The sequence below is a fragment of the Streptomyces araujoniae genome, from assembly GCF_050871195.1.
Taxonomy (GTDB): Bacteria; Actinomycetota; Actinomycetes; order Streptomycetales; family Streptomycetaceae; genus Streptomyces; species Streptomyces bacillaris.
In genome coordinates this window covers 6,515,753-6,541,807 of the sequence record NZ_CP194070.1, presented here as the reverse complement: position 1 = coordinate 6,541,807, position 26,055 = coordinate 6,515,753, and the positions used below count along the sequence as shown (strand labels likewise).

General features: G+C 69.8%; 16 protein-coding genes and 2 pseudogenes. 10 read left to right on the top strand and 8 right to left on the bottom strand.

Annotation, left to right across the window (positions count from 1 at the left end; translation table 11 throughout):
- Positions 1-72: 72 nt before the first annotated feature.
- Both ACQ9ZG_RS27965 and ACQ9ZG_RS27960 read left to right on the top strand, forming a co-directional pair.
- The gene (locus tag ACQ9ZG_RS27965) at positions 73-732 is read left to right on the top strand and encodes a GNAT family N-acetyltransferase (RefSeq protein ID WP_499281342.1); all 660 of its coding nucleotides are present in this window, start codon (positions 73-75) and stop codon (positions 730-732) included.
- A 9-nt stretch (positions 733-741) separates the two neighbouring features.
- Complete coding sequence (locus ACQ9ZG_RS27960; protein ID WP_028418196.1) at positions 742-939, top strand: hypothetical protein; 198 nt, start codon at positions 742-744, stop codon at positions 937-939.
- A gap of 102 nt (positions 940-1,041) precedes the next feature.
- On the opposite strand, the gene ACQ9ZG_RS27955 is transcribed toward ACQ9ZG_RS27960, so the two are convergent.
- Together ACQ9ZG_RS27955 and ACQ9ZG_RS27950 are read right to left on the bottom strand one after the other, a co-directional pair.
- Complete coding sequence (locus ACQ9ZG_RS27955) at positions 1,042-2,667, bottom strand: AMP-binding protein (RefSeq protein WP_109916773.1); 1,626 nt, start codon at positions 2,665-2,667, stop codon at positions 1,042-1,044.
- Positions 2,664-4,346, bottom strand: coding sequence for an AMP-binding protein (locus ACQ9ZG_RS27950; RefSeq protein ID WP_109916772.1), 1,683 nt, complete (start codon positions 4,344-4,346; stop codon positions 2,664-2,666). The genes ACQ9ZG_RS27955 and ACQ9ZG_RS27950 overlap by 4 nt, the downstream gene beginning before the upstream one ends.
- Before the next feature lie 133 nt (positions 4,347-4,479).
- On the opposite strand from ACQ9ZG_RS27950, the gene ACQ9ZG_RS27945 reads away from it, so the two are divergent.
- On the top strand, positions 4,480-5,340 hold the full coding sequence (locus ACQ9ZG_RS27945) for a response regulator transcription factor (protein WP_018491553.1): 861 nt from the start codon (positions 4,480-4,482) through the stop codon (positions 5,338-5,340).
- Between the two features lie 225 nt (positions 5,341-5,565).
- Positions 5,566-6,450 (top strand): DMT family transporter, encoded by an 885-nt coding sequence (locus ACQ9ZG_RS27940; RefSeq protein WP_028418193.1) that lies wholly within the window; start codon positions 5,566-5,568, stop codon positions 6,448-6,450.
- A gap of 67 nt (positions 6,451-6,517) precedes the next feature.
- Here the strand turns inward: ACQ9ZG_RS27940 and ACQ9ZG_RS27935 are convergent, their stop codons facing one another.
- Positions 6,518-7,591, bottom strand: a complete 1,074-nt coding sequence (locus ACQ9ZG_RS27935; protein WP_109914122.1) for a glutathione S-transferase family protein — start codon at positions 7,589-7,591, stop codon at positions 6,518-6,520.
- Entirely contained in the window at positions 7,588-9,087 is a 1,500-nt protein-coding gene (locus ACQ9ZG_RS27930) for an MFS transporter (RefSeq protein ID WP_028418191.1), read from the bottom strand. The genes ACQ9ZG_RS27935 and ACQ9ZG_RS27930 overlap by 4 nt, the downstream gene beginning before the upstream one ends.
- A 129-nt stretch (positions 9,088-9,216) precedes the next feature.
- On the opposite strand from ACQ9ZG_RS27930, the gene ACQ9ZG_RS27925 reads away from it, so the two are divergent.
- Together ACQ9ZG_RS27925 and ACQ9ZG_RS27920 are read left to right on the top strand one after the other, a co-directional pair.
- On the top strand, positions 9,217-9,612 hold the full coding sequence (locus ACQ9ZG_RS27925; protein ID WP_026238139.1) for a VOC family protein: 396 nt from the start codon (positions 9,217-9,219) through the stop codon (positions 9,610-9,612).
- A gap of 181 nt (positions 9,613-9,793) precedes the next feature.
- Complete coding sequence (locus ACQ9ZG_RS27920) at positions 9,794-10,897, top strand: glycoside hydrolase family 5 protein (protein ID WP_109915273.1); 1,104 nt, start codon at positions 9,794-9,796, stop codon at positions 10,895-10,897.
- Positions 10,898-10,922: 25 nt separating this feature from the next.
- On the opposite strand, the gene ACQ9ZG_RS27915 is transcribed toward ACQ9ZG_RS27920, so the two are convergent.
- The 3 genes from ACQ9ZG_RS27915 to ACQ9ZG_RS27905 form a co-directional block, all read right to left on the bottom strand.
- On the bottom strand, positions 10,923-11,054 hold the full coding sequence (locus ACQ9ZG_RS27915; RefSeq protein ID WP_375138302.1) for a hypothetical protein: 132 nt from the start codon (positions 11,052-11,054) through the stop codon (positions 10,923-10,925).
- Between the two features lie 27 nt (positions 11,055-11,081).
- Positions 11,082-11,729: an aldo/keto reductase gene (locus tag ACQ9ZG_RS27910; protein ID WP_375138301.1), complete on the bottom strand. Its 648-nt coding sequence runs from the start codon at positions 11,727-11,729 to the stop codon at positions 11,082-11,084.
- Between the two features lie 211 nt (positions 11,730-11,940).
- A complete protein-coding gene (locus ACQ9ZG_RS27905; RefSeq protein ID WP_109915272.1) occupies positions 11,941-12,537 on the bottom strand; it encodes a CGNR zinc finger domain-containing protein in 597 nt (198 codons plus the stop codon).
- Positions 12,538-12,641: 104 nt separating this feature from the next.
- Here ACQ9ZG_RS27905 and ACQ9ZG_RS27900 point away from each other — a divergent pair.
- Positions 12,642-13,067: pseudogene (locus ACQ9ZG_RS27900) on the top strand (MFS transporter); the annotation flags it as partial.
- Here the strand turns inward: ACQ9ZG_RS27900 and ACQ9ZG_RS27895 are convergent.
- Positions 13,053-14,010 (bottom strand): annotated as a pseudogene (locus tag ACQ9ZG_RS27895) (IS481 family transposase). The pseudogenes ACQ9ZG_RS27900 and ACQ9ZG_RS27895 sit on opposite strands and share 15 nt — an antisense overlap.
- Positions 14,011-14,332: 322 nt before the next feature.
- On the opposite strand from ACQ9ZG_RS27895, the gene ACQ9ZG_RS27890 reads away from it, so the two are divergent.
- The 3 genes from ACQ9ZG_RS27890 (at position 14,333) to ACQ9ZG_RS27880 (ending at position 25,946) form a co-directional block, all read left to right on the top strand.
- Positions 14,333-14,821: a hypothetical protein gene (locus tag ACQ9ZG_RS27890; RefSeq protein ID WP_109915271.1), complete on the top strand. Its 489-nt coding sequence runs from the start codon at positions 14,333-14,335 to the stop codon at positions 14,819-14,821.
- 431 nt (positions 14,822-15,252) lie between these two features.
- Positions 15,253-19,332, top strand: coding sequence for a LamG-like jellyroll fold domain-containing protein (locus ACQ9ZG_RS27885; RefSeq protein WP_499281341.1), 4,080 nt, complete (start codon positions 15,253-15,255; stop codon positions 19,330-19,332).
- A 212-nt stretch (positions 19,333-19,544) separates the two neighbouring features.
- Positions 19,545-25,946, top strand: coding sequence for an RHS repeat-associated core domain-containing protein (locus ACQ9ZG_RS27880; protein ID WP_109914335.1), 6,402 nt, complete (start codon positions 19,545-19,547; stop codon positions 25,944-25,946).
- Positions 25,947-26,055 lie beyond the last annotated feature (109 nt).

Below are 26,055 nucleotides of genomic sequence, written 5' to 3'. Positions count from 1 at the left end.
GGGGCCGGTTCCCGGGGGACGTTTTCGGGCCACCCCGTACCGGCGCCCCGCCCGGCGCGGCACACTGAGTACATGCGTATCCGCTCCGCCAGACGCTCGGATCTCCGCCTGCTCCAGGACATCGAGCGCGCCGCAGGGGAACCCTTCCGCACCCTCGGCATGACCTCCGTGGCCGACGACGATCCGCCCCCGCTCGACCTGCTGGAGAACTACCGGCGGGCCGGGCGGTGCTGGGTGGCCACCGCCCCCCTCTCCACCACCGGCGACCGGCCGCTCGCCTATGTCGTCGCCGACCCCGTCGACGGGGCCCTGCACATCGAGCAGATCTCGGTGGACCCGGCCGCCGCCCGCCGGGGCATCGGCCGCGCGCTCATCGACCACCTCGCCCACCTCGCACCCGGGCAGGGGCTCACCGCCCTGACGCTGACCACCTTCAGCGACGTGCCGTGGAACGCCCCGTACTACGCGCGCATCGGCTTCCGCGTGCTGGCCGAGAGCGACCTCACGGACGGACTGCGCACGATCCGGGGCGAGGAGGCCCAGCACGGTCTGGACCGCTGGCCACGGGTCTGCATGCGGCGCGACCTGCTGCCCGCCGGCCCGGCGGCGGCGCCCTCGGTGCCGCCCCCGGCCTCCTCGGCCACCGCTCCGCCCGCGCCGCCCTCCGAGACTTCCGTCACTTCCTCCGCAGCGGCGGGAGCGGCGGCGGTCGCTGTCAGTGGCGCCCCGTAAACTGAGGGCATGGATTTAACTCCCCGTCATGCCCTGGAGCCCGCCGTCGCGTCCGCCGCCCGGGCGAACGAGGCCATCCGCGCGCTCGTGGACTCGCGTGCGGGCCAGGACTGGTCCGCCGTGGAGTCCGCGACGTACGAGGTGCTGCTCGTCGAGTGGGCGGCGGCGACCCGGCCGGTCGGGTCCGACATCATCGAAGCCGCCTGACCGGCTGCCGGGACCGTGTGCGGCCCCGGCAGCCGTCGTACGGCGGGCCGGTCCTCGGCGACCGGCGGTCACCGCAGGGCGTGGGACGGGCGGTGGCGGCCCTCAGCCGGCGTATGTCTCCCGCAGTTCGATCTTTCGGACCTTCCCGCTGACCGTCATCGGGAACGCGTCCAGCACCCGCAGCCTGCGCGGGATCTTGTAGTGGGCCAGCCGCTCCCGGCAGTACGCGGCGATCTCCTCCAGCTCCGGCGGGTCGGCCGGGTCGCGGGGGATGACGCAGGCCAGGATCTCCTCCCCGTACCGCTCGTCCGGCACCCCGACCACCTGGACGTCCGCGATCTTCGGGTGGCCGTGCAGGAACTCCTCGATCTCCCTCGGGTACACGTTCTCGCCGCCCCGGATGATCATGTCCTTGATCCGGCCGACGACCTGGACACAGCCGTCCTCGCGCATCACCGCGAGGTCCCCGGTGTGCATCCAGCGGCCCGCGTCGATCACCTCGGCGGTGCGGTCGGGCTGGTCCCAGTATCCGAGCATCACGCTGTAGCCCCGGGTGCAGAGTTCGCCCGGCGTGCCGCGCTCCACGGTGGTACCGGTCGCCGGATCGACGATCTTGACCTCGATGTGCGGCAGCACCCGGCCCACCGTGCCGGTGCGGCGCTCCAGGTCGTCGTCGCGGCGGGTCTGGGTGGAGACGGGCGAGGTCTCCGTCATGCCGTAGCAGATGGACACCTCCTCCATGTGCATCTCCGCGACCACCCGCTTCATCACCTCGACCGGGCAGGGGGAACCGGCCATGATCCCGGTGCGGAGCGAGGAGAGGTCGTACCCGGCGAAGTCCGGCAGGTTCAGCTCCGCGATGAACATCGTGGGGACGCCGTAGAGCGAGGTGCACCGCTCCTGCTGGACGGCGGCGAGCACGTCGGCGGGCTCGAAGGAGGGGCCCGGGATCACCATGCAGGCACCGTGCGAGGTGGCGGCGAGATTGCCCATCACCATGCCGAAGCAGTGGTAGAAGGGGACCGGCAGACAGATCCGGTCGGCCTCCGTGTAGGCGATCGTCTCCCCCACGAAATAGCCGTTGTTGAGGATGTTGTGGTGGGAGAGGGTGGCACCCTTGGGGAAGCCGGTGGTACCCGAGGTGTACTGGATGTTGATCGGGTCGTCGCACGACAACGTGGCCTCGCGCGCCGCGAGTTGGTGCCGGGTGACGGCCGGTGCGGTGGCCGTCAGCTCGGACCAGGACGGGTCGCCGATGTAGTGCACGGCCCGCAGGGCGGGGCAGTCGGCGCGCACCTCTCCGACGAGGGCCCGGTAGTCGCTGGTGCGGTGGGCGAGGGAGGCGACCAGCAGGGAGATGCCCGCCTGCTTGAGGACGAACTCCAGCTCGTGCGCCCGGTAGGCGGGGTTGATGGTCACCATGACGGCACCGATGCGGGCGGTGGCGTACTGGAGGAGCACCCACTCGGGGCAGTTGACCGCCCAGATGCCGACCCGGTCGCCCTTCTCCACCCCCGACGCCATCAGGGCCCGGGCCAGCTCGTCGACGTCGGCGCCGAACTCCGTGTACGTCCAGCGGCGCCCGGAGACCACGTCGACCAGGGCCTCGCGCTCCCCGTGGGCGGCGATCGTCCGGTCCAGGTTGCGGCCGATGGTGTCCCCGAGCAGGGCGGTGGTGCCGGTGCCGTGCGCGTACGCCGGGCCGCTCCCCTGGGTCGACTCGCTCACTTCAGGTCCCCCTCGTCGAACTCGGTTCCCGCTCCGGCGCCTCGGGCGGTGCGTTCGCGCAGCTCGATGCGGCGGATCTTGCCGGAGACGGTCTTGGGCAGCTCCGCGAACTCCAGCCTGCGGAGGCGTTTGTACGGGGCGAGGACCGCCCGCGAGTGCTCGAAGAGGACCTTCGCCGTCTCCGGGCCCGGCTCCCACCCCGCCGCCAGCACGACGTACGCCTTCGGGACGGAGAGCCGCAGCGGGTCGGGGGCGGGCACGACGGCGGCCTCGGCCACCGCCTCGTGCTCCAGCAGGGCGCTCTCCAGCTCGAAGGGCGAGATCTTGTAGTCGGAGGACTTGAAGACGTCGTCGCTGCGGCCCACGTAGGTGATGTAGCCGTCCTCGTCGCGCGCCCCGATGTCGCCCGTGCGGTAGTAGCCGCCCGCCATCGCCTCGGCCGTACGCTCCGGGTCGCCGTGGTAGCCGGTCATCAGGCCCACCGGGTGCGTGGAGAGGTCGAGCGCGATCTCGCCCTCGGTCACCCCCGGCCGGCCGGTGACCGGGTCGAGCAGCTCCACGGTGAAGCCCGGGCTCGGGCGGCCCATGGAGCCGGTCTTGAGCGGCTGGCCGGGGCTGTTGGCGACCTGGACGGCGGTCTCCGTCTGGCCGAAGCCGTCGCGGATGGTGACGCCCCACTCCCGCCGGACCGTCTCGATGACCTCCGGGTTCAGCGGCTCCCCCGCCGCCACGACCTCGCGCGGCGGCGTCCTCAGCCGGGACAGGTCGGCCTGGATGAGCATCCGCCAGACGGTGGGCGGGGCACAGAAGCTGGTGACTCCCGAGCGGTCCATCTCGGCCATCAGCCGGGAGGCGTCGAAGCGGGTGTAGTTGACGATGAAGACGGTGGCCTCGGCGGTCCACGGGGCGAAGAGGTTGGACCAGGCGTGCTTGGCCCAGCCGGGCGAGGAGATGTTGAGGTGCACGTCGCCGGGGCGCAGCCCGATCCAGTACATCGTCGCCAAGTGGCCCACAGGGTACGAGACATGGGTGTGCTCGACCAGTTTGGGACGGGCGGTGGTGCCGGAGGTGAAGTAGAGCATCAGCGGCTCGTCGGCCTCCGTCGGCCGGTCCGGGGTGAAGTCGGCCGGGGTGCCCGCCACTTCGGCGTACGGCCGCCACCCCGCCACCTCCTCGCCCACCGCGATCCGGGTGTACTCCCCCGGCACCTCGTCGAACTTCCCGGTGTCGGCGTCCCGGACCAGCACATGGCCCACCCGGCCGCGCTCCACCCGGTCGCGCAGATCGGCGGGGCCGAGCAGCGGGGTGGCGGGGATGACGACGGCACGCAGCTTCATCGCGGCGAGGGCGGTCTCCCACAGCTCGGCCTGGTTGCCGAGCATCACGAGGATCCGGTCGCCCTCCCGTACACCCTGCTTCCGCAGCCAGTTGGCGGCCCGGGCCGAGCGCTCGGACATGGCGGCGAAGGAGACCTCGGTGCGCCGGCCGTCCTCCTCCACGATGTGCAGGGCGGTCCGGTCGTTGCCCTCCGCGATGACGTCGAACCAGTCCAGCGCCCAGTTGAAGTGGTCGGGCCGGGGCCAGCGGAAGCCCGCGTAGGCCCGTTCGTACTCCTCGCGGTGGTCCAGCAGGAAGTCCCGGGCGGCCCGGAACGTCTCCGTCGCGCTCGTTGCCGGCATGTGTACTCCTTGTCACGGACCCGACCGGTCGCCTGACATCATGCAAACAGTGACCCAGGTCTCACCACCCCCGGACGGGGGTGGTGCCGCCCTCCGCCCGGGGGACGGTTCGCGCGGATGGGGAGGCGTCGGAGTGCCGGAACCGGTCGATGCGGCCGATGCGGTCGAGATGCGTGCGGCCCTGGCGGGGCTGCGCCGCACCAGCGGGCTGCCGGTGGTCTTCGGCGGGCTGCTCGCGGACGCCCGCCACGCCCGGATCGGGGAGCTGAACGGGGCGCAGACCAGCGCGTTGCGGGGGCTGGTCATCTCGGCGGGGAGCGGCCTGGGCGGCAAGGCGATCGCCCTCGCCCGGCCCTGCGCGGTGACGGACTACCCCGTCTCGCGCCACATCAGCCACGAGTACGACACGGCGGTCGCGGCGGAGGGGCTGCGCTCGGTGGTCGCGGTGCCCGTCGTCGTACGCCGGTCGGTACGGGGCGTGCTGTACGGGGCCCTGCGGACGCCGGTGACCCTCGGGGACCGGACCTTCGACGCGGCGGTGGCGGCGGCCCGTGACGTGGAGCAGGCGCTCGTGGTCCGCGACGAGGTCCGGGAGCTGCTGGCGCTGACCCGGGACCAGGTGGCGGCGCCCGGCCCCGGCGCGGCTCCGGGCGCCTGGGAGGACGTGCGCGAGGCCCACCGGGAGCTGCGCGCGCTGGCCCCGCGCGTGGCCGACCCGGCGCTCCGCGACGACCTGCTGGCCGTCTGCGGCCGCCTCGCCTCGGCCTCCGGGGCGCGGACCCCGGCGGCCGCCCCCCAGGTGCGGCTCGCCCCGCGCGAGGTGGACGTGGTGGCGTGCGTGGCGGCGGGCGCGACGAACGCGGCGGCCGCCCGTCAACTGGGACTGCGCCCCGAAACGGTGAAGGGCTACCTCCGCTCGGCCATGCGGAAGCTGGGGGCGCACACCCGGCTGGAGGCGGTGGTGGCGGCCCGGCGGGCGGGGCTGCTGCCGTAGCGACGGCGTGGACGACGGCACGACCGCGCGACCGCGCGACCGCGCGATGGACGACGGCAGGACGACAGGGCGCGGTGGACGACGGCTGGACGCCGTGGATGACACAGCACGACGACAGCACGACGGCGTGACGGCCGGGGTACGCCGAAGCGCCGAAACGCGGGGGTTACGCCCACCGGCCCCCTGTCCCGCGCGCTCCCGGTCCGCCCGCACCATGATGAACCGGTGATCAGTGTCCTCTTCGCCGTCCTGACCTCCCTGAGCAACGGATCCGGAACGGTGCTCCAGCGCCGGGCGGCGATGAGGGTGCCGCAGAGCGAGGCGATGCGCCTCTCCCTGATCGGCCGGCTGCTGCGTCAGCGGGTGTGGCTGGCCGGGATCGGGCTGGTGATCGTGGCGGCCGTCTTCCAGGCGGTGGCGCTGGCGACCGGGCCCATCTCGGTGGTGCAGCCGATCTTCGTCATCGAACTGCCGGCGACCCTGCTGGTGGCCGGCTGGGCGATGGGCGTCCGGGCGCCGCGTACGGTCTGGTACGGGGTCGTCGCGGTGACCGCCGGGCTGGCGATCGGGCTGGCGGCGGCCGCGCCGGTCGACGGCACCGACTCCGTGCGGGGCGCGGACTGGATCCCGACGCTGCTGCTGACCGGGGCGTTCGAGGCGGCCGTGATCGTCGCCGCGCTGCGGACGCGCGGCGACACCCGGGCGGCCCTGCTGGGGCTCGCCTCCGCCTGCGGCTACTCGCTGACGGCCGCGCTGATGAAGGACGCGATGGCGCGCCTGGGGTCGGACGGCGGGGCGGTCGCGCTGCTGTCCTCCTGGCAGCTGTACGCGTCGGCGGCGGCCGGGGTGGGGGCGCTGTATCTGCTCCAGAACGCCCTGCACGCGGGGAGCCTGGTGGCGGTGCAGCCGGTGCTGACGCTCGGGGACGCGCTGATCAGCATCCTGTACGGGGTGACGCTCTTCGCGGAGGAGCTGCGCACCGGGTGGTGGCTGCTGCCCGAGCTGGCCGGGGTGGGGCTGATCGCGGTGGGGTGCGTGGTGCTGGCCCGCTCCTCGCTCGCCACCGACACGCTCGGACCGCAGCCGCCGCCTCCGCCCCGGGTGAGCTGAGGCGCCGTCCCCTGCCGGGAGCGGGCCGGACCCGGTGGACCGGGGTCCCGGTCCGGCCGGCCGGAGTTCAGACCCGGTCGATCGGGGTGACCCGCTCGTCCTCCCGCACCGGCCCCGGCGGGGTGCCGTCGCCGAAGGGGCGGCCGCCGAGCTGTTCGCGGTGGTGCGGGGTGGTCCAGCCGGAGAGGTCGGGGCCGAGCGGGACGATGCCGGTCGGGTTGATGCCCGTATGCACCTGGTAGTAGTGGCGCTTGATGTGGTCGAAGTCGACCGTGTCCCCGAAGCCGGGGGTCTGGTAGAGGTCGCGGACGTACGCCCAGAGGACCGGGTCCTCGGTCAGCTTGTTCCGGTTGCACTTGAAGTGGCCGTGGTAGACCGCGTCGAAGCGGACCAGGGTGGTGAAGAGGCGGATGTCGGCCTCGGTGATGGTGTCCCCGACCAGGTAGCGCCGGTCCGCGAGGCGGGCGGAGACCTGGTCCAGACGGGCGAAGAGGGCCCGGTAGGCCTCCGCGTAGTCCTTCTGGGTGCTGGCGAAACCGGCTTTGTAGACGCCGTTGTTGATGTCCCGGTAGATGCCGTCCATCACCTCGTCGATCTCCGCGCGCAGCGGCGCGGGGTAGAGGTCGGGGGCGCCGGGGCGGTGCAGGGCGGTCCACTCGGTGGCGAGGTCCAGGGTGATCCGCTGGTAGTCGTTGGTGACGAGCTCGCCGCTCGGTACGTCGACGATCGCCGGCACACTGACTCCGCCGGGGTAGTCGCGCTCCCGGGCGTCGTACGCCTCGCTCAGATAGCGGATGCCGAGCACCGGGTCCCGGCCGTCCGGGTCCAGGGTGAAGCGCCAGCTCCGGTCGTCCTGGATCGGGTCGGCGACGGCGAGGGAGAGGGCGTCCTCCAGGCCGAGGAGGCGGCGGGAGACCAGGGCGCGGCTCGCCCAGGGGCAGGCGCGGCTGACGACCAGCCGGTAGCGGCCCGGCTCCACGGGGCGGCCGTCGCGGCCGTCGGCGGTGATGCGGTCGGCGAAGTGGCTGCGGGACCGCTTGAAGGGCTTGTGGCCGTAGGAGGTGTTGCCGTCGCTCCCGGCGCTCTCCGCCGTGGCCCCCGTACCGCTGCCGGTGTCGCTGTCCGTGCCGGTGTCGCTCATGCCGTGCTCCTCGATGGGTCGGTGGATTCCTTGCGTTCACGTCGCCTGCCCAGCCGGTCGGCCCCCACGTCGGCCAGGGCCACGATGAGTGCGGCCAGCACGAAGGCGACGGAGACGATCAGCCCGTGGTCGTACGCTTCCGCCCAGCTCCCCGGGCCGATCTGGGCGAAGAACACCGCGCCCACGGCGGCGATCCCGACCGCCGAGCCGACCCGCTGCCCGGTCTGGAGGGTGCCCCCGGCGCTCCCGGCCCGGTGGACGGGGACCTCGGCGAGGGTCAGCGTCTGGTTCGGGGCGATCACCAGACCGCTGCCGAGCCCGGCGAGGAGCAGCGGCGCGGCCATCGCCCAGCCCGCGCCGCTGCCGGGGACCCAGTGGACGGCGAGGGCGGTGCCCGCGAGGCCGAGGGCGACCATCAGGAGTCCGGCCACCACCAGCGGGCGGCCGAACCGGCCGACCAGCCGGCCGCCGAGGGACGCGGCCGCCCCGGAGCCCAGGGCGAAGGGGGTGATGGCCAGTCCGGCCTGGAGGGCGGAGTAGTGCAGGCCGGACTGGAGGTAGAGGGTGGTGACGAAGAAGATCGAGGTGAATCCGGCGAAGTAGAGCAGGATCAGCAGGCACCCCAGCCAGTAGGAGCGCAGCCGGAAGAGGGAGAGGTCCAGGACCGGCTGTGTGCGGCCGCCCGTGCAGCGGGCCTCCCAGGCGACGAAGGCGGTGAGCAGCGCGGCGGCGAGCAGGACCAGCAGCCACTTGCCGTTGCCGGGCCACTGCTGGGCCTGGACGAACGGGAGCAGCAGGGCGAGCACCCCGGCGCCCAGGAGCAGCACGCCGAACGGGTCCAGGTCGCGCGGGCGGACCCGGCCGGCGGAGGGGGTGTCGGGGAGGAGGCGGTGGGCCAGCAGGAGGCAGAGGGCACCGAGCGGGAGGTTGACGTAGAAGACCCAGCGCCAGCCGTGTTCGGGGCCCGCCGCCTGGATGAGCAGCCCGCCGAGGAGCGGGCCGACGGCCGTGGAGATGCCGACGACCGTGCCGAACATGCCGAAGGCCCGGCCGCGCTCGCGCCCGGAGAACAGCTGCTGGATGAGGGCGGAGATCTGGGGGGAGATCAGGCCGCCCGCGATGCCCTGGACCAGTCGGGCGATCACCAGCCACAGGCTGGACTGGGCGGCTCCGCAGGCGGCGGAGGCCAGGGTGAAGAGGGCGAGCCCGGCCATGAAGACGGCCCGTCGGCCGCGCGCGTCGCCGAGGCGGCCCGAGGGGATCAGGAAGAGGCCGAAGGCGAGGGCGTAGCCGGAGACCACCCACTGGAGGTCGGACTCTGGGGTGTTCAGACCCTCGCGGATGGAGGGGAGGGCCACGTTGACGATGGAGACGTCGAGGAGGGTCATGAAGCCCGCCACCAGGCAGACCGCCAGCGCCTTCCAGCGCCGGGGGTCGGGGCCGTCCGCGGGGGCGTCGCGTCCGGCCGGGCCGGGTCGGGCCGCGCTCTCTGCCATGGTTCGCACCTTAGGTCGGGCCGGGGGTTTCCTCATCCTGGACGTCCGGGGCGGGCCCGTCCGGGACGTGGGCGGTGTGGCGGGGCCCGGCCCGGCGTGTCCGGGGCGGCCGGGGGTACCAGTTCCCGCATGACTGTGGAGAAAACGAGCGTTCTCGTCCTGGACTGTGCCGAACCCATGGAGCTGGCCGAGTTCTACGCCGGTCTGCTCGGTGCGGAGACCCGGATCGGCTCCGACCCCGACTTCGTGGAGATCGTCGGCAACGACGGCGTCCGGCTGGCGATCCGCCGGGACCACGGCTACGCGCCGCCGAGCTGGCCCCGCCCGGAGGACTCCCAACAGGCCCACCTGCGGATCCTGGTGAGCCGCGAGGACATCGACGAGGCCGAACGCGAGGCGATATCGCTGGGGGCCAGGCCCGTCGACACCGGTGACAGCAACAGCGGTCCGCGCGACGTCCGGGTGTACGGGGATCCGGCCGGCCACTCGTTCTCGCTGGCGGTGTACCCGCTCCCCACCGAGTGACCGGCTGAGGGAGCGGGCGGGGAGTCAGGGGCCTTTCGGGGCCCCTGACTCATGTCCGTGCGCTCCCGCGAGCTAATAGACAGGAAACTTTCCCAACACTGTTGACGCCAATTGGAAGGAAGCTTTACTTTCAGTCCTGCCGCCATGGCGTCTCCCACCCCCATCCGAAGGGAGCACCACCATGCACCAGCGCACCACCGCCCCCACGTCCCCCACCGAACCCACGGCCGCGCCCCCGACCGGCCGGCGCCGCCTCACCCGTAAGGCCCTGCTCGGCGCCGCCGCGCTCGGCGTGGTCACCGCACTCCTGACCCCCGTCCAGGCCGGAGCGGCCACCGCTGCCGGCGAGCCCGCCAAGGCCAGGGCCGCCACCCCGCTCGCGGCCAACGGCCAGCTCCGCGTCTGCGGTCTCCAGCTCTGCAACGCCTCCGGCCAGGCGATCGCCCTCAACGGCATGAGCACCCACGGCACCCAGTGGTACGCCCAGTGCGTCACCGACGGGTCCCTCAACGCCCTCGCCCAGGACTGGCGCGCCGACGTGCTGCGCGTCTCCACCTACGTACAGGAGGGCGGGTACGAGACCGACCCGGCCGGGTTCACCGCCCGGGCGCAGAAGTTCATCGACGCGGCGCACGCGCGCGGCATGTACGCCGTCATCGACTGGCACATGCTCTCCCCGGGCGACCCGAACGCGAACCTCGCGCGGGCCAAGACCTTCTTCACCGCGATGGCCAAGAAGTACAAGGACCACCCGGGCGTGCTCTACGAGATCGCCAACGAGCCCTCGGGGGTGAGCTGGTCGGCCATCAAGTCCTACTCCGAGCAGATCATCCCGGTCATCCGGGCGCAGGACCCCGACGCGGTGGTCCTGGTCGGGACGCGCGCCTGGTCCTCGTTCGGGGTCTCGGAGGGCTCCAACGAGTCCGAGGTGGTGAACAACCCGGTCCGCGCCTCCAACATCATGTACACCTTCCACTTCTACGCGGCGTCGCACCGCGAGGCGTACCTCGCGACGCTGGACCGGGCCTCGGACCGGCTCCCCGTCTTCGTCACCGAGTTCGGGACGCAGAACTACGCGGGCGAGGGCGCCAACGACTTCGCGATGTCGCAGCGTTACCTCGACCTGATGAAGCGCAAGAAGATCTCCTGGACCAACTGGAACTACTCCGACGACCACCGCTCCGGTGCCGTCTTCAAGACCGGCACGTGCAGCGGCACCAACTGGACCGGGACCGGGGTCCTGAAGGAGGCCGGGGTCTGGATCCGCGAGCGCATCCGCCAGTGACCGGGGCCTTTCTCCCCCTGCGCCGTCAAGCCGAACGGCGGCGCAGGGAGTCGTCGGTGAGGGACGGCAGGGTGTAACCAGCTTCGCGCGCCGACAGGTTGGTGCCGGGCGGGACGATCTCGTCGATCCGGTCGAGGACGTCCCTGCTCAGCCTCATCTTGTCGGCGCCGCGCTGACTCTCCAGCTACTCGAAGGTGCGCGGCCCGATGATGGCCCAGGTGAAGGCCGGGTGCTCCAGCACGAGGGCCAGGACGAGTTGGACGCGGGTGAGACCGGCTTCCTCAGCGAGGACCGCGAGCGCGTCGGCGGCCGCCAGCTTGGCCGCGTTCTCCGGCGCGGCGATATCGAAGCGGGCGGCCTGGCGCTCGGCACGGCTGGAGGCCGGCTGTTCGGCGCCCGGGCGGTAGCGGCCGGTCAGCCAGCCGCCGGCCAGCGGGCTCCAGGAGAGCACACCGAGCCCGTACCACTGCGCCACCGGCAGGACTTCGCGCTCGATGCCCCGGGCGAGCAGGGAGTACGGGGGCTGCTCGGCGACCACGCGTTCGCGGCCCCGGCGCTCGGCGGTCCACTGGCCCTCCACGATGGCGGAGGGCTCGAAGGCGGAGGTGTCGATGTAGCGGATCTTGCCCTGGCGGACCAGGTCGGTCAGGACGCCCAGGGTCTCGTCGAAGTCGGTGTCGGGCTCGGGGCGATGGACCTGGTAGAGGTCGATCCAGTCGGTGGAGAGGCGGCGCAGGCTGTTCTCCACCTCGCGGATGATCCAACAGCGGCTGTTGCCGTACTCGTTGGGGTCGTCGCCCAGCCGGCCGTGGAACTTGATGGCCAGCACCACGTTGTCGCGTCGGCCGCCCGCGAGCGACTTGCCGACGAGGCCTCCGACTCGCCCTGCGAGTAGACGTCGGCGGTGTCGACGAAGTTGATGCCGGATCGATGCGCCTTCCGTGCTCAGAAGTTGCACCGAGCGGCCTGTAGCTGACCTGTCGCAGTGAAGGTTGAGTAATTCTCATCGAAGGTTGAGCGATGTTGCGCTGGACCTTGGCGTCCTATTTGGCTTCGTTTGGCTGCTCGGCGGAGCGGGAGCGTCGGTGGGCTGCGACTCGTTCGCGGGTCGCGCATCGGCGGGAGCAGTAGCGGCGCTCCGGACCGCTGCCATGGTTGATGAAGACCTCTTGACAGGTGGGGGATGCGCAGATCCTGCCGGGTGGTCGTTGGCGGTCCCAGACGAGAACGGTCAGGGCCATGCAGGACGAGGTGAGGAGCCACTCGTTCCAGGGGGCGTTGTCCTCGCGGTCGAGGTGGGGGCGCCAGGGGGTGCTGCCTCTGTGCGAGGTCAGGCGGAGCGGTCCGGTGTGGTCCGTCAAGAGCTGGTTGAGCGTGGACGCGGCGTCATCGACATGTTCGGCAGCGAAGACTGGCCGCAGCAGGGAGGCAGCCGCCTGCATTTCTGCGACATCGAGGGTGGTGAGGTCAACGGGGTCGGTCTCGCCGTATGCACGGAGCACGTCGGCGACGTCAGCCGGTTCGGGGCAGTCGTCAGAGAGAGCGTTGATCAGGGCGGCGGTGCGCCGGGCTGTGGTCAGCACGGAGTGCCGGGCGGACCAATCGTCGCTGTGGAATGACACCTGTGGAATGTAACGCATATTGCACAGCTTTGAGTTACCTCCGTAACGTCCTGTTGATAGTAAAGCGTTACTCACTCCGCTTCTATCTCATCGGCGCGGTGGCAGCCCGTGCCGGGGACGAGATGTCGGGACCGGCACTGATGCTGACAGCATTTGCCGTGACCGGATCGGCCATCGCCGCGTCATCGCTGCTCGCGGCTATCACGATCTCTGCCGCGGTAGGAGGGCCAGTGCTCGGGGTGCTCCTCGACAGAAGGGATCGGCCGGGACGGCTGCTGGCTGGGGCCCTCGTCCTGTATGCGGTGGGGCTGGGGGTGATCCTTGGGGGACTCGGCCGGTGGCCGTTCGCCGTCACGATCTTGATCGCAGCGGCGACAGGGCTGCTTGGGCCGGCGCTGTCGGGGGGATGGACGGCCCAACTTCCGCGCGTGGTGGATGGGCACCACCTGCCCCGAGCGAATGCCCTGGATGCCATGACGTTCAACATGGCAGGTCTGGCCAGTCCGGCTCTCGCTGGCGGTGCGGCAGAGGCGCTAGGTGTATTGACCCGCAGGGTTGTTAACGCGGGTGATGGGTGGGTGGCCGCCGAGTGCGGTGTGGCTGCGGTGGTGGTTGTAGGTGTGGAGGAAGTCTGCCAGGGCTGCTGTCCGCTCGTTGTTGGTGGTGTAGGGCCGTTGGTAGGCCCATTCGTCGGCGAGGGTGCGGTTGAAGCGTTCGACTTTGCCGTTGGTCTGGGGCCGGTAGGGGCGGGTGAGCTGGCCGGTCGCGCCGATGCCGGCCAGGGCTTGCTTCCAGGCCAGGCCCTTGCGGTAGGCCCACGCGTTGTCCGTGAGAACGCGCTCGATCCGGGTGATGCCGAGGTCGGCGAAGAACGCGGCGGCCCGGGTCAGGAAGGCTGCGCAAGTCGCGACTTTCTCGTCGGGGTGGATTTCGCTGTAGGCGAGGCGGGAGTGGTCGTCGACGGCGGAGTGGACGTAGTCGAAACCGACGTTGTTGCGGGTGGCGCAGCCGGCCTGGCGGCCCAGGATCTTATGGCCGCCGCCGTCGGGGATCCGGCCGAGTTTCTTGACGTCGATGTGGATCAGCTCCCCGGGGTGCTCACGTTCGTAGCGGCGGATCACGATGCCGGTCGGGCGGTCGAGCCAGGCCAGCCGGTTGAGCCGGTGGCGGGTGAGGACCCGGTGCACGGTGGATGCGGGCAGGCCAATGATCGGGCCGATCCGCGCAGGTCCGAGCTTTCGGGTTCGCCGCAGATCGCAGACGCGGTCTTCCACGGCGGCCGGTGTCCGGTGCGGGGTCCTGCACGGCCTGCTGGACCGGTCGACAAGACCTGCGTCGCCTTCGCTTTTCCAGCGGCGGACCCATTTGCGGGCCGTGGGCCTCGATACGCCCATCTCGGCAGCCACATGCGCGACCGGACGGCCCTGCCAGGACGCGTGCGACCAGGATCCGCCTGCCGTGAACGGTCAGGCGGGCATTACGGTGTGACACGAAGACCTCCGTGTGCGGTGCAGCGTAGACACCTCCACCACACCGGAGGTCTTCGTCATGATCAAGACCTGCCCAGCGTTAACAACGCTCGTGATCAATACAGCTAGGCGCTCCGACGGCCGTGGCGGTCTCTGCGGTACTCATCGCCCTGGCGCTGCCCGCCGCGTGGATGCTGCTCGCCCGTCCAGGCCGAGTGCTCGCAGTGCAAGCAACTTCGCTGACCAGAGACCTTGTTGCCGGAGTGCGGGTCATACTCAAAAGACCGTCCTTGGCCCGAGCCACTCTCACCTCGACCGTCTCCTGCATCGCGCAGGGAATGCCGATGGCGTGCATCCCGCTCCTCGGCGAATGTGTTCTGGGCGGGGCCAGCCGCGGTGCGATGCTGCTCTCCTGCGTGGCGATCGCAGCTTTGGTGGCCAACGCCGCACTCGCCGGGTTCCCGCGTTCAGTCACCCCCGACACGATCATCTGGGCCAGTTCCCTTGTCCAGGCTGCTGCGCTGGCGTTGGCCGCGTGGGCTCAACCAGCCGTACTCATCGTGAGGATAGGGGAAGGGCCTCAACTGGCCGCCTTGTTCGCTGTCCGTCACCGGGAAGCCCCGGACCGCCTACGAGGCCAGATCTTCACCACCGGCGCCAGCCTGAAGATCACCGGATTTGCCCTGGGTGCAGCAGCTGCCGGACCAGCCGCGGCGTGGTCTCTTCCAGGCACGCTGGCACTCGCAGCGAGCGTGGCGGCCGTCGCAGCACTGATCTATTTCGTGATCCAGCCGGGTGCCAATCGCCAACTCGTCCGGGGCCAGCACACTTAGCGGTCACCAACCTTCGATGACAACGCTCAACCTTCGCTGCGAGAGGTCAGTAGCTCCTCCCCAGGATGGACGAAAGTGAGACTCTTCACAGACCGGATGCCCGGTTTTAAGCCGCTTGGTGTCTACATATGTCTCTGGCTATTCACACAACATCTCCATAGAGTCCGCTCAGTTCCTCAAATGTGAGAGGAGCATCATGCACAGGCGGGGTGGGGACTTTGTGGGGGCAACTGCGTTGCCGGAGAGCAACCGGGCTGGTCACAGGAGCTATCGGCCTTGCTGTGCTGGCGAGCCTGGCGCCGCAGGCGGCCGCCGCGCCGACGGCCCGTTCGGTTGCCCCCGCGAGCGAGGCCGGGCAAACCGGAGAGGCCGGGGCGACCGTTGACGTCGCGCAGGCGGAGGCGAAACAGACCGGTCGGCCCGTTGAGGTGATGTCGCTGCGCGGTGAGAGCAGCGAGGTCTTCGCGACGCCTGAGGGCAGCTTGGAGGCGCGGGAGTATCTGCGCCCCGTCCGGGCCCGGGTCAAGGGCGTGTGGCAGCCGGTCGATACCGGGCTGGTCCGTGCGGTGGACGGCAGTGTGGCGCCGAAGGTGGCCACGGTGGATCTGGCGTTCTCCGGGGGCGGTGACACACCGCTCGTTCGGATGCGGAAGGCGGGCCGTGAGTTGGCGCTGTCCTGGCCGGAGAAGCTGCCCGTGCCGGAGACGGACGGTCCCAGGGCCACGTACCGGAATGTGCTTCCGGATGTGGATCTGCGGATGGAGGCGCAGGAGGACGGTTTCACGCAGCTGCTGGTGGTCAAGTCCGCGGAGGCGGCGGCGAACGAGAAGCTCTCCGAGCTGCGTCTGAAGCTGGCCGCGGACGGCATGGAGGTGCGGGAGACGTCCGGCGGCGGCCTGGAGGCGGTCGACGAGGGCGCCAAGGGGGCGGTGTTCGAGGCCCCGCGCCCGATGATGTGGGACTCCAGCACCGCGGCCGGAAAGCCCGACGGCGCGTCCGCCCGGTCGGCACCCGCGGCCCGGGGGGCGGCGGTCGCCGCCGCCCCGGGGAGCGAGGATGAGGCGGCCCCCACGGAATCGGGGAAGCTGGCTCCGGTGGGGGTGGCGCTTCCGGCCGGGGGTGAGGAGCTGGTGCTGACCCCGGACGCGGAGGTGCTGCGGGGCGAGGACACGACGTACCCCGTTTTCATCGATCCGCAGTGGTACTCGCCGCGGGCTTCGGCGTGGACGATGGCGTCGAAGTACTGGGCGTCCTCTCCGCAGTGGAAGTTCAACGGTGAGTCCGACGCCGGTATGGGTTACTGCAACTGGAACTACTGCCAGCCTCACGATACGAAGCGGTTGCTGTACCGGCTGCCGACGTCGAAGTTCGCGGGGAAGTCGATTCTGTCGGCGGAGTTCGTGGTGCGGAACACCTGGTCGGCCTCGTGCACGGCCAAGAGTGTCGAGCTGTGGCGGACGAAGGACATCTCCTCTTCGACGACGTGGAACTCGCAGAACGCGTCGGGTTTCTGGATCAAGCAGCTCGGTTCGAGGTCGTTCGCCCATGGCTATACGGGTTGTGCGGCGAAGGATGCCGAGTTCGATGTGAAGGCGGCGGTGCAGGAGGCCGCGAACGGCAAGTGGTCCACGATGACGTTCGGCCTGCGGGCGGCGAGCGAGTCGGACGGGCTGGGCTGGAAGCGGTTCTCGGACAAGGCGTTCCTGCGGGTGAAGTACAACCGGCCGCCCGCACAGCTCAAGATGTCCCAGCTGTCGATGGAGTACGGAGGCGTCTGCAAGCGCCCCGGCAGCGCTCCCCGCGTGCGGACGCTCGGCAAGATCAACATGAACGGCGTCACGGACCCCGACGGTGACAATGTCGCCGTCCAGGTGCAGGCGCTGTGGGACGCGGGCGACGGCAAGGGCCTGATCGCCCGGTGGAAGCCCGCCCTGACCTCGTACAAGAAGTCCGGTTCCGGATTCACCCTGAGTCTGCCGACGACGATCCCGCAGAACAAGGCGGTGCACTGGCACGTCCGCTCCTACGACGGCGCCCAGTACTCCCCGTGGTCCTCGGCGGGTGACCCGACGGCCTGCTACTTCGTCTACGACAAGACCGTCCCGGCGGCTCCGACAATCACGTCCCCGGAGTACCCGGCCTCGCAGCCGGATGATCCGAACGATCCGTGGCTGGACGGGGTGGGCCAGTACGGCACGTTCACGTTCAAGTCGTCGTCGAGTGACGTGACGAGCTATCGGTACGGCATCAACAGTGACCCCACCTCGGCCCGTCAGCTGACCACCACGGGTGGGGCCGCCCAGAGCGTTCCGTTCCTGCCTTCCAAGCCGGGGCTGAACTTCATCACCGCCCAGGCCTTCGACGCCGCCGGGAACGGGTCGGAGATCCGTACGTACCAGTTCCGGGTCAAGGCCGGACAGCCCGAACGAGCCACCTGGCAACTCGACGAAGAGGCCGGAGCCACCGAGGCGCAGGGCTCCACGCCGCCGCGCACTCTGGCCCTCAACGGAGGCGCGACCACCGGCGCGGAGGGGACGAAGGGCACCGCCCTCGAACTCAACGGCACCGACGCCTACGCCTCCTCCGACCTCTCGGTGGTCGACACGACCCGGGGCTTCACGGTCTCCGCATGGGTCAAGCTGTCGAAGATGCCGAACAGCGCGGCGATCGTGGCCGCACAGCCGGGCAACCACAGTCCGAGTTTCGAGCTGTACTACTCGGCATCGCTGGACCGGTGGGTGTTCAACCAGTACGAGACGGACACACCGAACGCGAAGATCATCCGGGCGATGGCCGCCCAGCCCGGTGGCGTGAGCGCGAACACCTGGACTCACCTGACCGGTTCGTACGACGGTGTTGCCAAGCAATTGCGGCTCTACGTCAACCGTCAGCTCGTCGGTGAGACGGCGCTGCCCAACGCGTGGAACGGCCGCCGTGGACTGCAGATCGGAGCGGGTACGTACAGCGGGGTCACGAAGGCGTTCTTCCCCGGAGCCGTCGACGAGGTGCAGATATTCGACAAGGTGATCACGCAGGGAGAGGTCAACAAGCTGTACGCCCATCAGCCCGTCGGCGACCCCGGACGTCCGGCCGTGGCCGTCTTCCCGCTCGACGAGGAGGCAGGCGCCACGGAGATCCGAGGCCATGGCGGCGTACTGCCCGCGAAGTACAACGGTGGCGTCACCACCGGCGTTCCCGGCATGGCGGGCAAGGCCGCACAGTTCAACGGAACCACCGGGTATGCGAAGATCGGCCAGACCACCGGCCCGCACGTCAACACCTCACGCAGCTTCACCGTCAGCGCCTGGGCCAAGCTGAACACCGCCAAGCCGAAGAGCGCGGCCATCATCGCCTCCCAGACCGGCAGCTTCGCCCCGGGGTTCGAGCTGTACTACTCGGCGACCTATGACCGGTGGGCCTTCAACCAGTACTCCGCCGACACGGCCGACGCCAAACCCGTACGGGCCATGCAGCCGGACGGAACGACGGCCCGCGCCGGTGAATGGGCCCATCTGACCGGCGTCCACGACACCGTCGCCAAGACCCTGACCCTTTACGTCAACGGCCAGAAGGCCCAGTCCGTGACCTTGGACAAGGCCTTCTACGCCGACCAGTCCATGCTGATCGGAGCGGGTGCCTCCGCCCAGACGATCAGGAACTTCTTCCCCGGCACGATCGACGACGTCCGCCTCTTCGCACGCCCTGTCTCCGCCGAAGAGGTCCAGCAGATGTTCCGGCAGCGTCCCCTGATCAAGAGCCGGTGGAACTTCGAGGGGACCACCGCGGGGACGCCGACGACCACTCCGGACTCCTCGGAGGAGAAGAACCCCCTGAGCCTGTACGGCGCCGCCGAGCTGGGCATGGGCTGGATCGACAACAACGCTCTGCAGCTGAACGGCACGAACGCCTACGCCGCGACGGCGAAGATGCCCGTGGACACAGGGTCCAGTTTCACGATGACCGCGTGGGCACAGGCGGCAGCACTGCCGGAGCACGACATGGCGGTGCTCAGCGCCGGAGGTGCGAACCGCAGCGCGCTGGAGGTCCGTTACCACCCCGATCCGAAGCACCCGGAAGGCCTCGGCAGCTGGCAGCTCACGGTCGCCGACAAGGACAACGCGGCTGCCGGGGTCAAGCAGCTGGGCAACACCGAGTTCACCGACGTCCGGGACTGGAACCACATCGCCGTGGTCTACGACGGATTCGCGAAGGAGGCGAGCCTGTACGTCAACGGCGTCCTCCAGGAGGTCGCCTGCGACGATGCCGACGGCGACGGCAACGCGGACGAGTCGGGCTGCCAGGACCTCATCGCCTGGGCCGACGACGTCCTGACGTTCAAGGCGACCGGTGCGCTCCAGGTGGGCCGTGCCCAGGGTGACAGCCCCGGCGGCTACTTCGCAGGCTCGATCGACGACGTCTGGACGTTCCAGGGCGCCCTCAGCGAGAACCAGATCGTCAAGCTGAGCGGGTCCTGGTTCGACATGCCCACCGAAGTACCCAGCGGAAGCTGACATGACGGGCCCGGGGCGGGCCCGGCCTTCGCCGGCCGGCCTGCCTCGGGCCTTTGCAATTCCCACCTCACCTCACCGTGCTCCGCCCTCTTCCGCGGGGCTGAGCATCTGGCAGCAATGGACGAACCCTAATGAGACCCACCCGTATACCTCCACCCGGAGCACCCGGAGCCGGGCGGCTCCGCCGTGCCTCGATCGTTCTGTCGACCGTGATGGTGGCAACGCTGTTGCAGGCCGCTGCGGCTCCCGTCTCCGCGTCCGCCGTGACGAACCTTCCCGGCCTGCCGGCCTCGGAGGAGCCCGTCGACGGCAGCAGGACCGACCAGGTCAGGCCGCGGGCCGTGACCAAGGGGCCGAGGGTTCCCGCTGATGCCCCACAGGTGGCGCTGCCCGCCGCCGGTGAGGCGACGGTGGCCGTCCCAGACGTCGGCGCGAAGGGGAATGCGCGCTTTGCCCGGCCGAAGGGGCAGCCGATCGGCATCGGTGTCGCCGAGGCCGGTGCAGGGGCCGGTGCCAAGGCCGGCTCGGGGACCGAGAAGGGGGCGGCCGCGGGGGCCAGGTCGGTCGCGTCCGCGTCCTCAGCCCCTGCTAACGTCACCTCCCGCATCCTCGACCGCAAGCAGGCGGCGCGGGCCGGTGTGAGTGGTGTGCTGTTCACGCTCACCCCGAAGTCCCCTGCTGTCACGAGCCGTTCAGGGGGTAGCCCTGCCGATACCCCGATCGCGGTGTCGGTGGACTACGAGGCGTTCACGGAGGCGTACGGGGGTTCCTACGCCTCCCGCATGCGGTTGGTCGAACTTCCGGCCTGTGCGCTCACCACCCCGGACAAGGCGGGGTGCCGTAGCGGCACGCCCGTTGCCGCGGTGAACGACACGGCCGCGCGGACGCTGACGGCGGACGCAGTGGCGCTGCGGGCGGGGGCACCCACCGTGCTTGCCACCGTGGCGGCGGCGGACGGGGACAAGGGCGACTACAAGGCGACCTCGCTGTCGCCCTCGTCCACGTGGGACACCAGCTTGAACACCGGTGACTTCACGTGGTCCTACGACATCCAGACCCCGGAGGTCCCGGGCGGCCTGGAACCGAGTGTGGGTCTCTCCTACGCGTCCGGGACGGTCGACGGCCGTACCGGCGGGACGAACAACCAGGCTTCCTGGGTGGGTGACGGCTTCGATCTGTGGCCGGGATTCATCGAGCGCCGCTACAAGCCCTGCGCGGACGACGGTGTGAAACACGCCGACGGCCGGAAGCCCGGGGACATGTGCTGGGCCTACGACAACGCGTTCATCTCCTTCAACGGGTCGGGCGGCGAGCTCGTCCCGGCCGGCAAGGACGAGTTCAAGCTCAAGGTCGACGACGGCACCCGGGTCACCCGGCTGGAGTCCGCCGACCGTGCCAACGGTGACAACGACAACGAGTACTGGCGTCTCACGTCCCCTGACGGCATCCAGTACTTCTTCGGCTACAACCGGCTGCCCGGCTGGACCACGGGCAAGCCGACCACCGACTCCACCTGGACCCTGCCGGTCTACGGCAACAACTCCGGCGAGAAGTGCCACGGAGCGACGTTCGCGGACTCCTGGTGCCAGCAGGGGTGGCGGTGGAACCTCGACTACGTCGTGGACCCCCACGGCAACGCCATGAGCTACCACTACGCCAAGGAGACCAACTCCTACGGCCGCAACCTCAAGGCCACCGACGACACCCCCTACACCCGGGGCGGGACGCTCAAGCGCATCGACTACGGACAGCGGTCCAACGACCTCTACAGCACCAAGCCCCTCTCCCAGGTCGTCTTCGCCAATGACGAGCGCTGCCTGCCCAAGTCCGGTGTCACGTGCGCCGCGGACGCGATCGACTCCCAGGCCTTCCACTGGTACGACACCCCCTGGGACCTCAACTGCAAGGCGGGCACGAGCTGTGACAACAGCCGTATGTCGCCGTCGTTCTGGACCCGCAAGCGGCTGACGGGCATCACCACCCAGGTCCTCAACGATGCCGGGACCTACGACAAGGTCGACTCCTGGAAGCTAACCCACCGCTGGGGCATGGCCGACACCGACTACCAGCTCCTGCTGGAGAGCATCCAGCACACCGGTGAGTCCGCGACCCCGGCCGTCACGCTCCCGAAGACGACGTTCGCGTACACCCAGCTCGCCAACCGCCTGGACAGGACCGGCGACGGATTCGCCCCCTTCATCAAGGACAGGCTCTCCGCGATCGACGACGAGTCCGGCGGACAGATCAGCGCCAACTACTCGGCACCGGCCTGCAACTGGAACTCCCTGCCCACCCCGGAGACCAACACCACCCGCTGCTTCCCCCAGTACATCGGAGGCAACGACACAGACCCCGCCACCGAACACTGGTTCAACAAGTACGTGACGACATCCGTCACCCAGACCGACCGCACCGGCGGCTCACCGGACCAGGTCACCAGCTACCAGTACCTCGGTGACGCCGCCTGGCACTACAACGACGACGACGGCCTGACCAAGGAGAAGGAGAAGACCTGGTCCCAGTGGCGCGGCTACGGCCAGGTCAGGGTCAGGACCGGTGGGCAGGGCGGCGACGCCGCCCTGAAGACGCAGGAGGACTCCTACTTCCTGCGCGGTATGCACGGCGACCGAAAGAACAAGACCGGCGGCACCAAGAGTGTCTCCGTCGCACTTCCGGTCGGTGAAGGCAGCGCGATCACCGACCATGAGGCCGCGGCCGGCTTCGAATACAGAACCGTCACCTTCGACAACCCCGGCGGGAAGGTCCTCAGCAAGTCGGTCAGCCGCCCCTGGCACCACGAGACGGCGAAGAAGGTCCGGGACTGGGGCACCGTCACCGCCAACCTCACCGGCACCTCCAGCACGAAGAGCTGGGTCTCCCTCGACAACGGCGCGGGCAGCGCATGGCGCACCACGTCGACCGCCCTCACGATGGACACCGTCGCCGGACGGGTCGTCCAGGCCGATGACTTCGGTGACGACAGCACATCGGCCGACGACCAGTGCACCCGTACGACCTACCCGTCCAACACCACCGGCATCATCACCCTGTCCTCCCGAGTGGAGACCGTCACCAAGGCGTGCTCCGCCACGGTGGACCGCTCCAAGGACGTCCTGAGCGACACCCGTTCCGCCTTTGACGGCGGTGCTTACGGTGCGGCGCCGACCAAGGGCGATGTCACCGCCACCGCCACCCTGAAGAGCCACGACGGCTCCAAGGCCACGTACCTGGAGTCGGGCGCCACCTACGACATCTACGGCCGGCCACTGACCAACACCGACCTCACGGCCGACGTCACGGTCACCGGCAGCGCCGCACCCGTACGCACCGCACGGGCCGACGGCCGCACGAGCACCACGGTCCACACCCCGGCCACGGGTTTCGCGACCCAGGTCAGGACCACGACGCCGCCGGCGAAGGCCGACGACTCCACCAGTGCCCAGACCGCCACCACACTCATCGACCCACGCCGTGCTGTGCCGACGAAACAGACCGACACCAACGGCAACGTCACCGACTTCACGTACGACGCCCTGGGCCGCACCGCGAAGGTGTGGCTGGCAAACCGGCGGACCAGCCAGACGCCGAGCCAGCAGTTCGACTACACCATCGCCGAGAACGCACCGGTGTCGGTGGCCACGAGGACGCTCAACAACGCCGGCGGCCAGATCACGTCGTACGCGTTGTACGACGGGTTCCTCCGCGGTCGTCAGACCCAGAGCCCCGGGCCCGAGGGCGGCACCCTGGTCGACGACGTCTTCTACGACGAACGTGGCCTGGAGACGAAGGCGTTCGCACCCTACTACGTGACGGGCAAGCCCTCCGCGAAGCTGTTCAAGCCCGTTGACGCCCTGTCCGTCGAGACCCAGACCCACATCACGTACGACGGCCTGAACCGACCGGTCGAAACCCGCCAGATCGCGGGCAACGGTGACGGCGGTACCGTCCTGAACACCACCAGGAACATCTACGGCGGCGACCGCACCACCGTGATCCCGCCCGTGGGCGGCACCACGACCACGACTGTCACCGACGCCCGCGGCCAGATGACCGAACTGCGCCAGCACCACACCCGCGCGGCGGACGCGACGTACGACACCATCTCCTACCGGTACACACCCCGCGGGGAGCTGCTCAAGGTCACGGACCCCGCAGGCAACGACTGGACCTACTCCTACGACCAGCTCGGCCGCCAGACCAGCACCACCGACCCGGCCAAGGGCACCACGGACCACACGTACGATGACCGAAACCAGCTGATCTTCAGCAAGGGCTCCCGGACCGACGTACCCGGGCTCGCCTATGTCTACGACGGGCTCGGCCGGCAGACCCAGGTCCGCGAGGGCTCGGTCACCGGAACCCTCCGCACAGAGCAGGTCTACGACACGGTCAGCGGCGCCAAGGGCCAACTCGCCGAGTCCATCCGCTACGCCGGCGGGCACGCGTACACGTCCAAGGTGACCGCTTACGACACTCTCTACCGCCCGCTCAGGACGTCCGTGGTCATCCCGGAGGTCGAGGGCAAGCTCGCGGGCACGTACCAGACCGGTAACTCGTACCTCCCGTCCGGACTGCCCGGCGGGAGCAGCTACTCCGCGGCGGGATCGCTGCCGGGCGGGTCGTTCATCCACGCCTACGAGGCCGAGACACTCCGACCGGTCTCGGTGTACGGGCAGGGCATGACGTCCAGCACCACCTACAGCTACACCGGCAAGCCCCTCCAACACACCATGGGCCTGACCGGTGGCGGCAGGAAGACCCAGGTCACCAACGTCTACGAGTGGGGCACGCAGAGACTGGCCACCTCACGGGTGGACCGCGAGGAGCAGCCTGGCGTCGACCGGCACGCCACCTACCGGTACGACGAGGCGGGCAACATCCGCTCCGTCGCCGACGTCTCGCGGACCGGCACGGACAACCAGTGCTTCACCTACGACTTCCTCAGCCGGCTCACCAAGGCGTGGACCCAGCCCACCACGGCCTGCGCATCGGCCCCCGCGGCCGGCGAGGTCGGCGGACCGGCCCCGTACTGGCACTCCTACAGCTACGACAAGACCGGCAACCGCACCTCCGAGACCCGGCACGACGTGACGGGTGACGTGTCCAAGGACGAGAAGCGCGCCTACACCTACCCGGCCCCGGGATCGCCGCAGGCCCACAGCCTCACCTCGCGCACCACGACCGGCCCCACGGGCAGCGTCACCGAGGCCTTCGGCTACGACCAGGTCGGGAACACCACCGAACGTCCGGGCCAGGAGCTGACCTGGGACGCCGAGGGTCACCTCGCCACGGTCACCGAGGACGGCATGACCACCAGCTACCTCTACGACACCTCCGGCAACCGGCTCATCGGCCGCACGCCCACGGAGACGACGCTCTACCTCGGCCACACCGAGGTCACCGTCGAGGCCGGAGCCGACAAGGCGAAGGCGACCCGGTACGCCGACCTCGGCGGCGGCCACACCGCCGTCCTCAGCGACGACGGCACCTTCAGCTTCACCATCGCCGACCACCAGGGCACCGGCCAGCTCGCCGTCCAGGCCGGCACCCTCGCCATCGCCCAGCGCCGAGCCCTCCCCTTCGGCGGGACACGCGGCACCACTCCGACGTCATGGCCCGGCAGCAAGGGGTTCGTCGGCGGCACCGACGACACTGAATCCACCGGCCTCACCCACCTGGGCGCTCGTGAATACGATCCGGAACTGGGTCGCTTCATCTCCGTCGACCCGCTCATGGACCTCACTGACTCCCAGCAGATGCACGGCTACTCCTACGGCAACAACAATCCGCTGAGATTCGCCGACCCGAGTGGCGAAGCATTCGAGGAATGCGTCAACGGCATGTACGTGTGCAAGGGCGGAACGAAGCCCGTGAAGCAGGGCAAGGACTACAAGAAGATCGTCGCCCGCAATATGGAGACCCAGCGGCTGCACGGGCAGAACCGGAAGAAGTGGCAGAAGTCGCAGCAGGTGGCACCCCGCGCGACCGCGGCATACCGCTCCGGGCTTCCCGTGGAGAAACTGAATCCGATGAACCCCGATGCCGCTCAGATCTTCGCTCTCTGGGCCATCGGCGCCAACCCCGTGAAGTGGGACTTCGGCCAGGACGACCGGTTCACCGAGCAGGTGCGCCAGCAGCTCTGGATCTCGAAGGTGAAGAGACTGTTCTCGCAGTGCAAGGAATGTAAGGTGGGTGAGACTTACGGAGGCCTCGGCTACCAGACGCGCTTCGGCGCCCAGGATCTCGGACTGGAGATGAAGGATCTCGCCGTGATCGACGGGGCGAACCTGATGATGTCGGTCCTGGGGAGCAAGTCGGCGGACGGAGCCGCCTCGACCGCCGTACTGGGGTCTTATACTCTGGAGGCCTCCATCGCGAGTCATGACGCGGCCAGCGGCAGGGGGGTCGTGAACTTCAAGCTGACCAATGAGATGACGGTCGAATCCTTCACTCGCTCCGCATCTCCGGCCGGTTACGGGAAGGAAGGGAAGTCCGATGCCGGGCTGACCCAGGTCTCCAACGCCATACGCGGCGCGTTCCCGCAAGGTCAGCAACCGACATCGATGACCGTTCAATGGAGCGAGAACATCACCATGCTGCATGTGAAGAGGTGAGGCCTTGATTTCCGACCGGCTTCCCCGACGCCCTTTGGGTGCCCTGGTTCTCGCCTTGGCGGTATTTCTCGGTGGGACCTCCTGTGCGGCGGACCGTCGATACGATCCG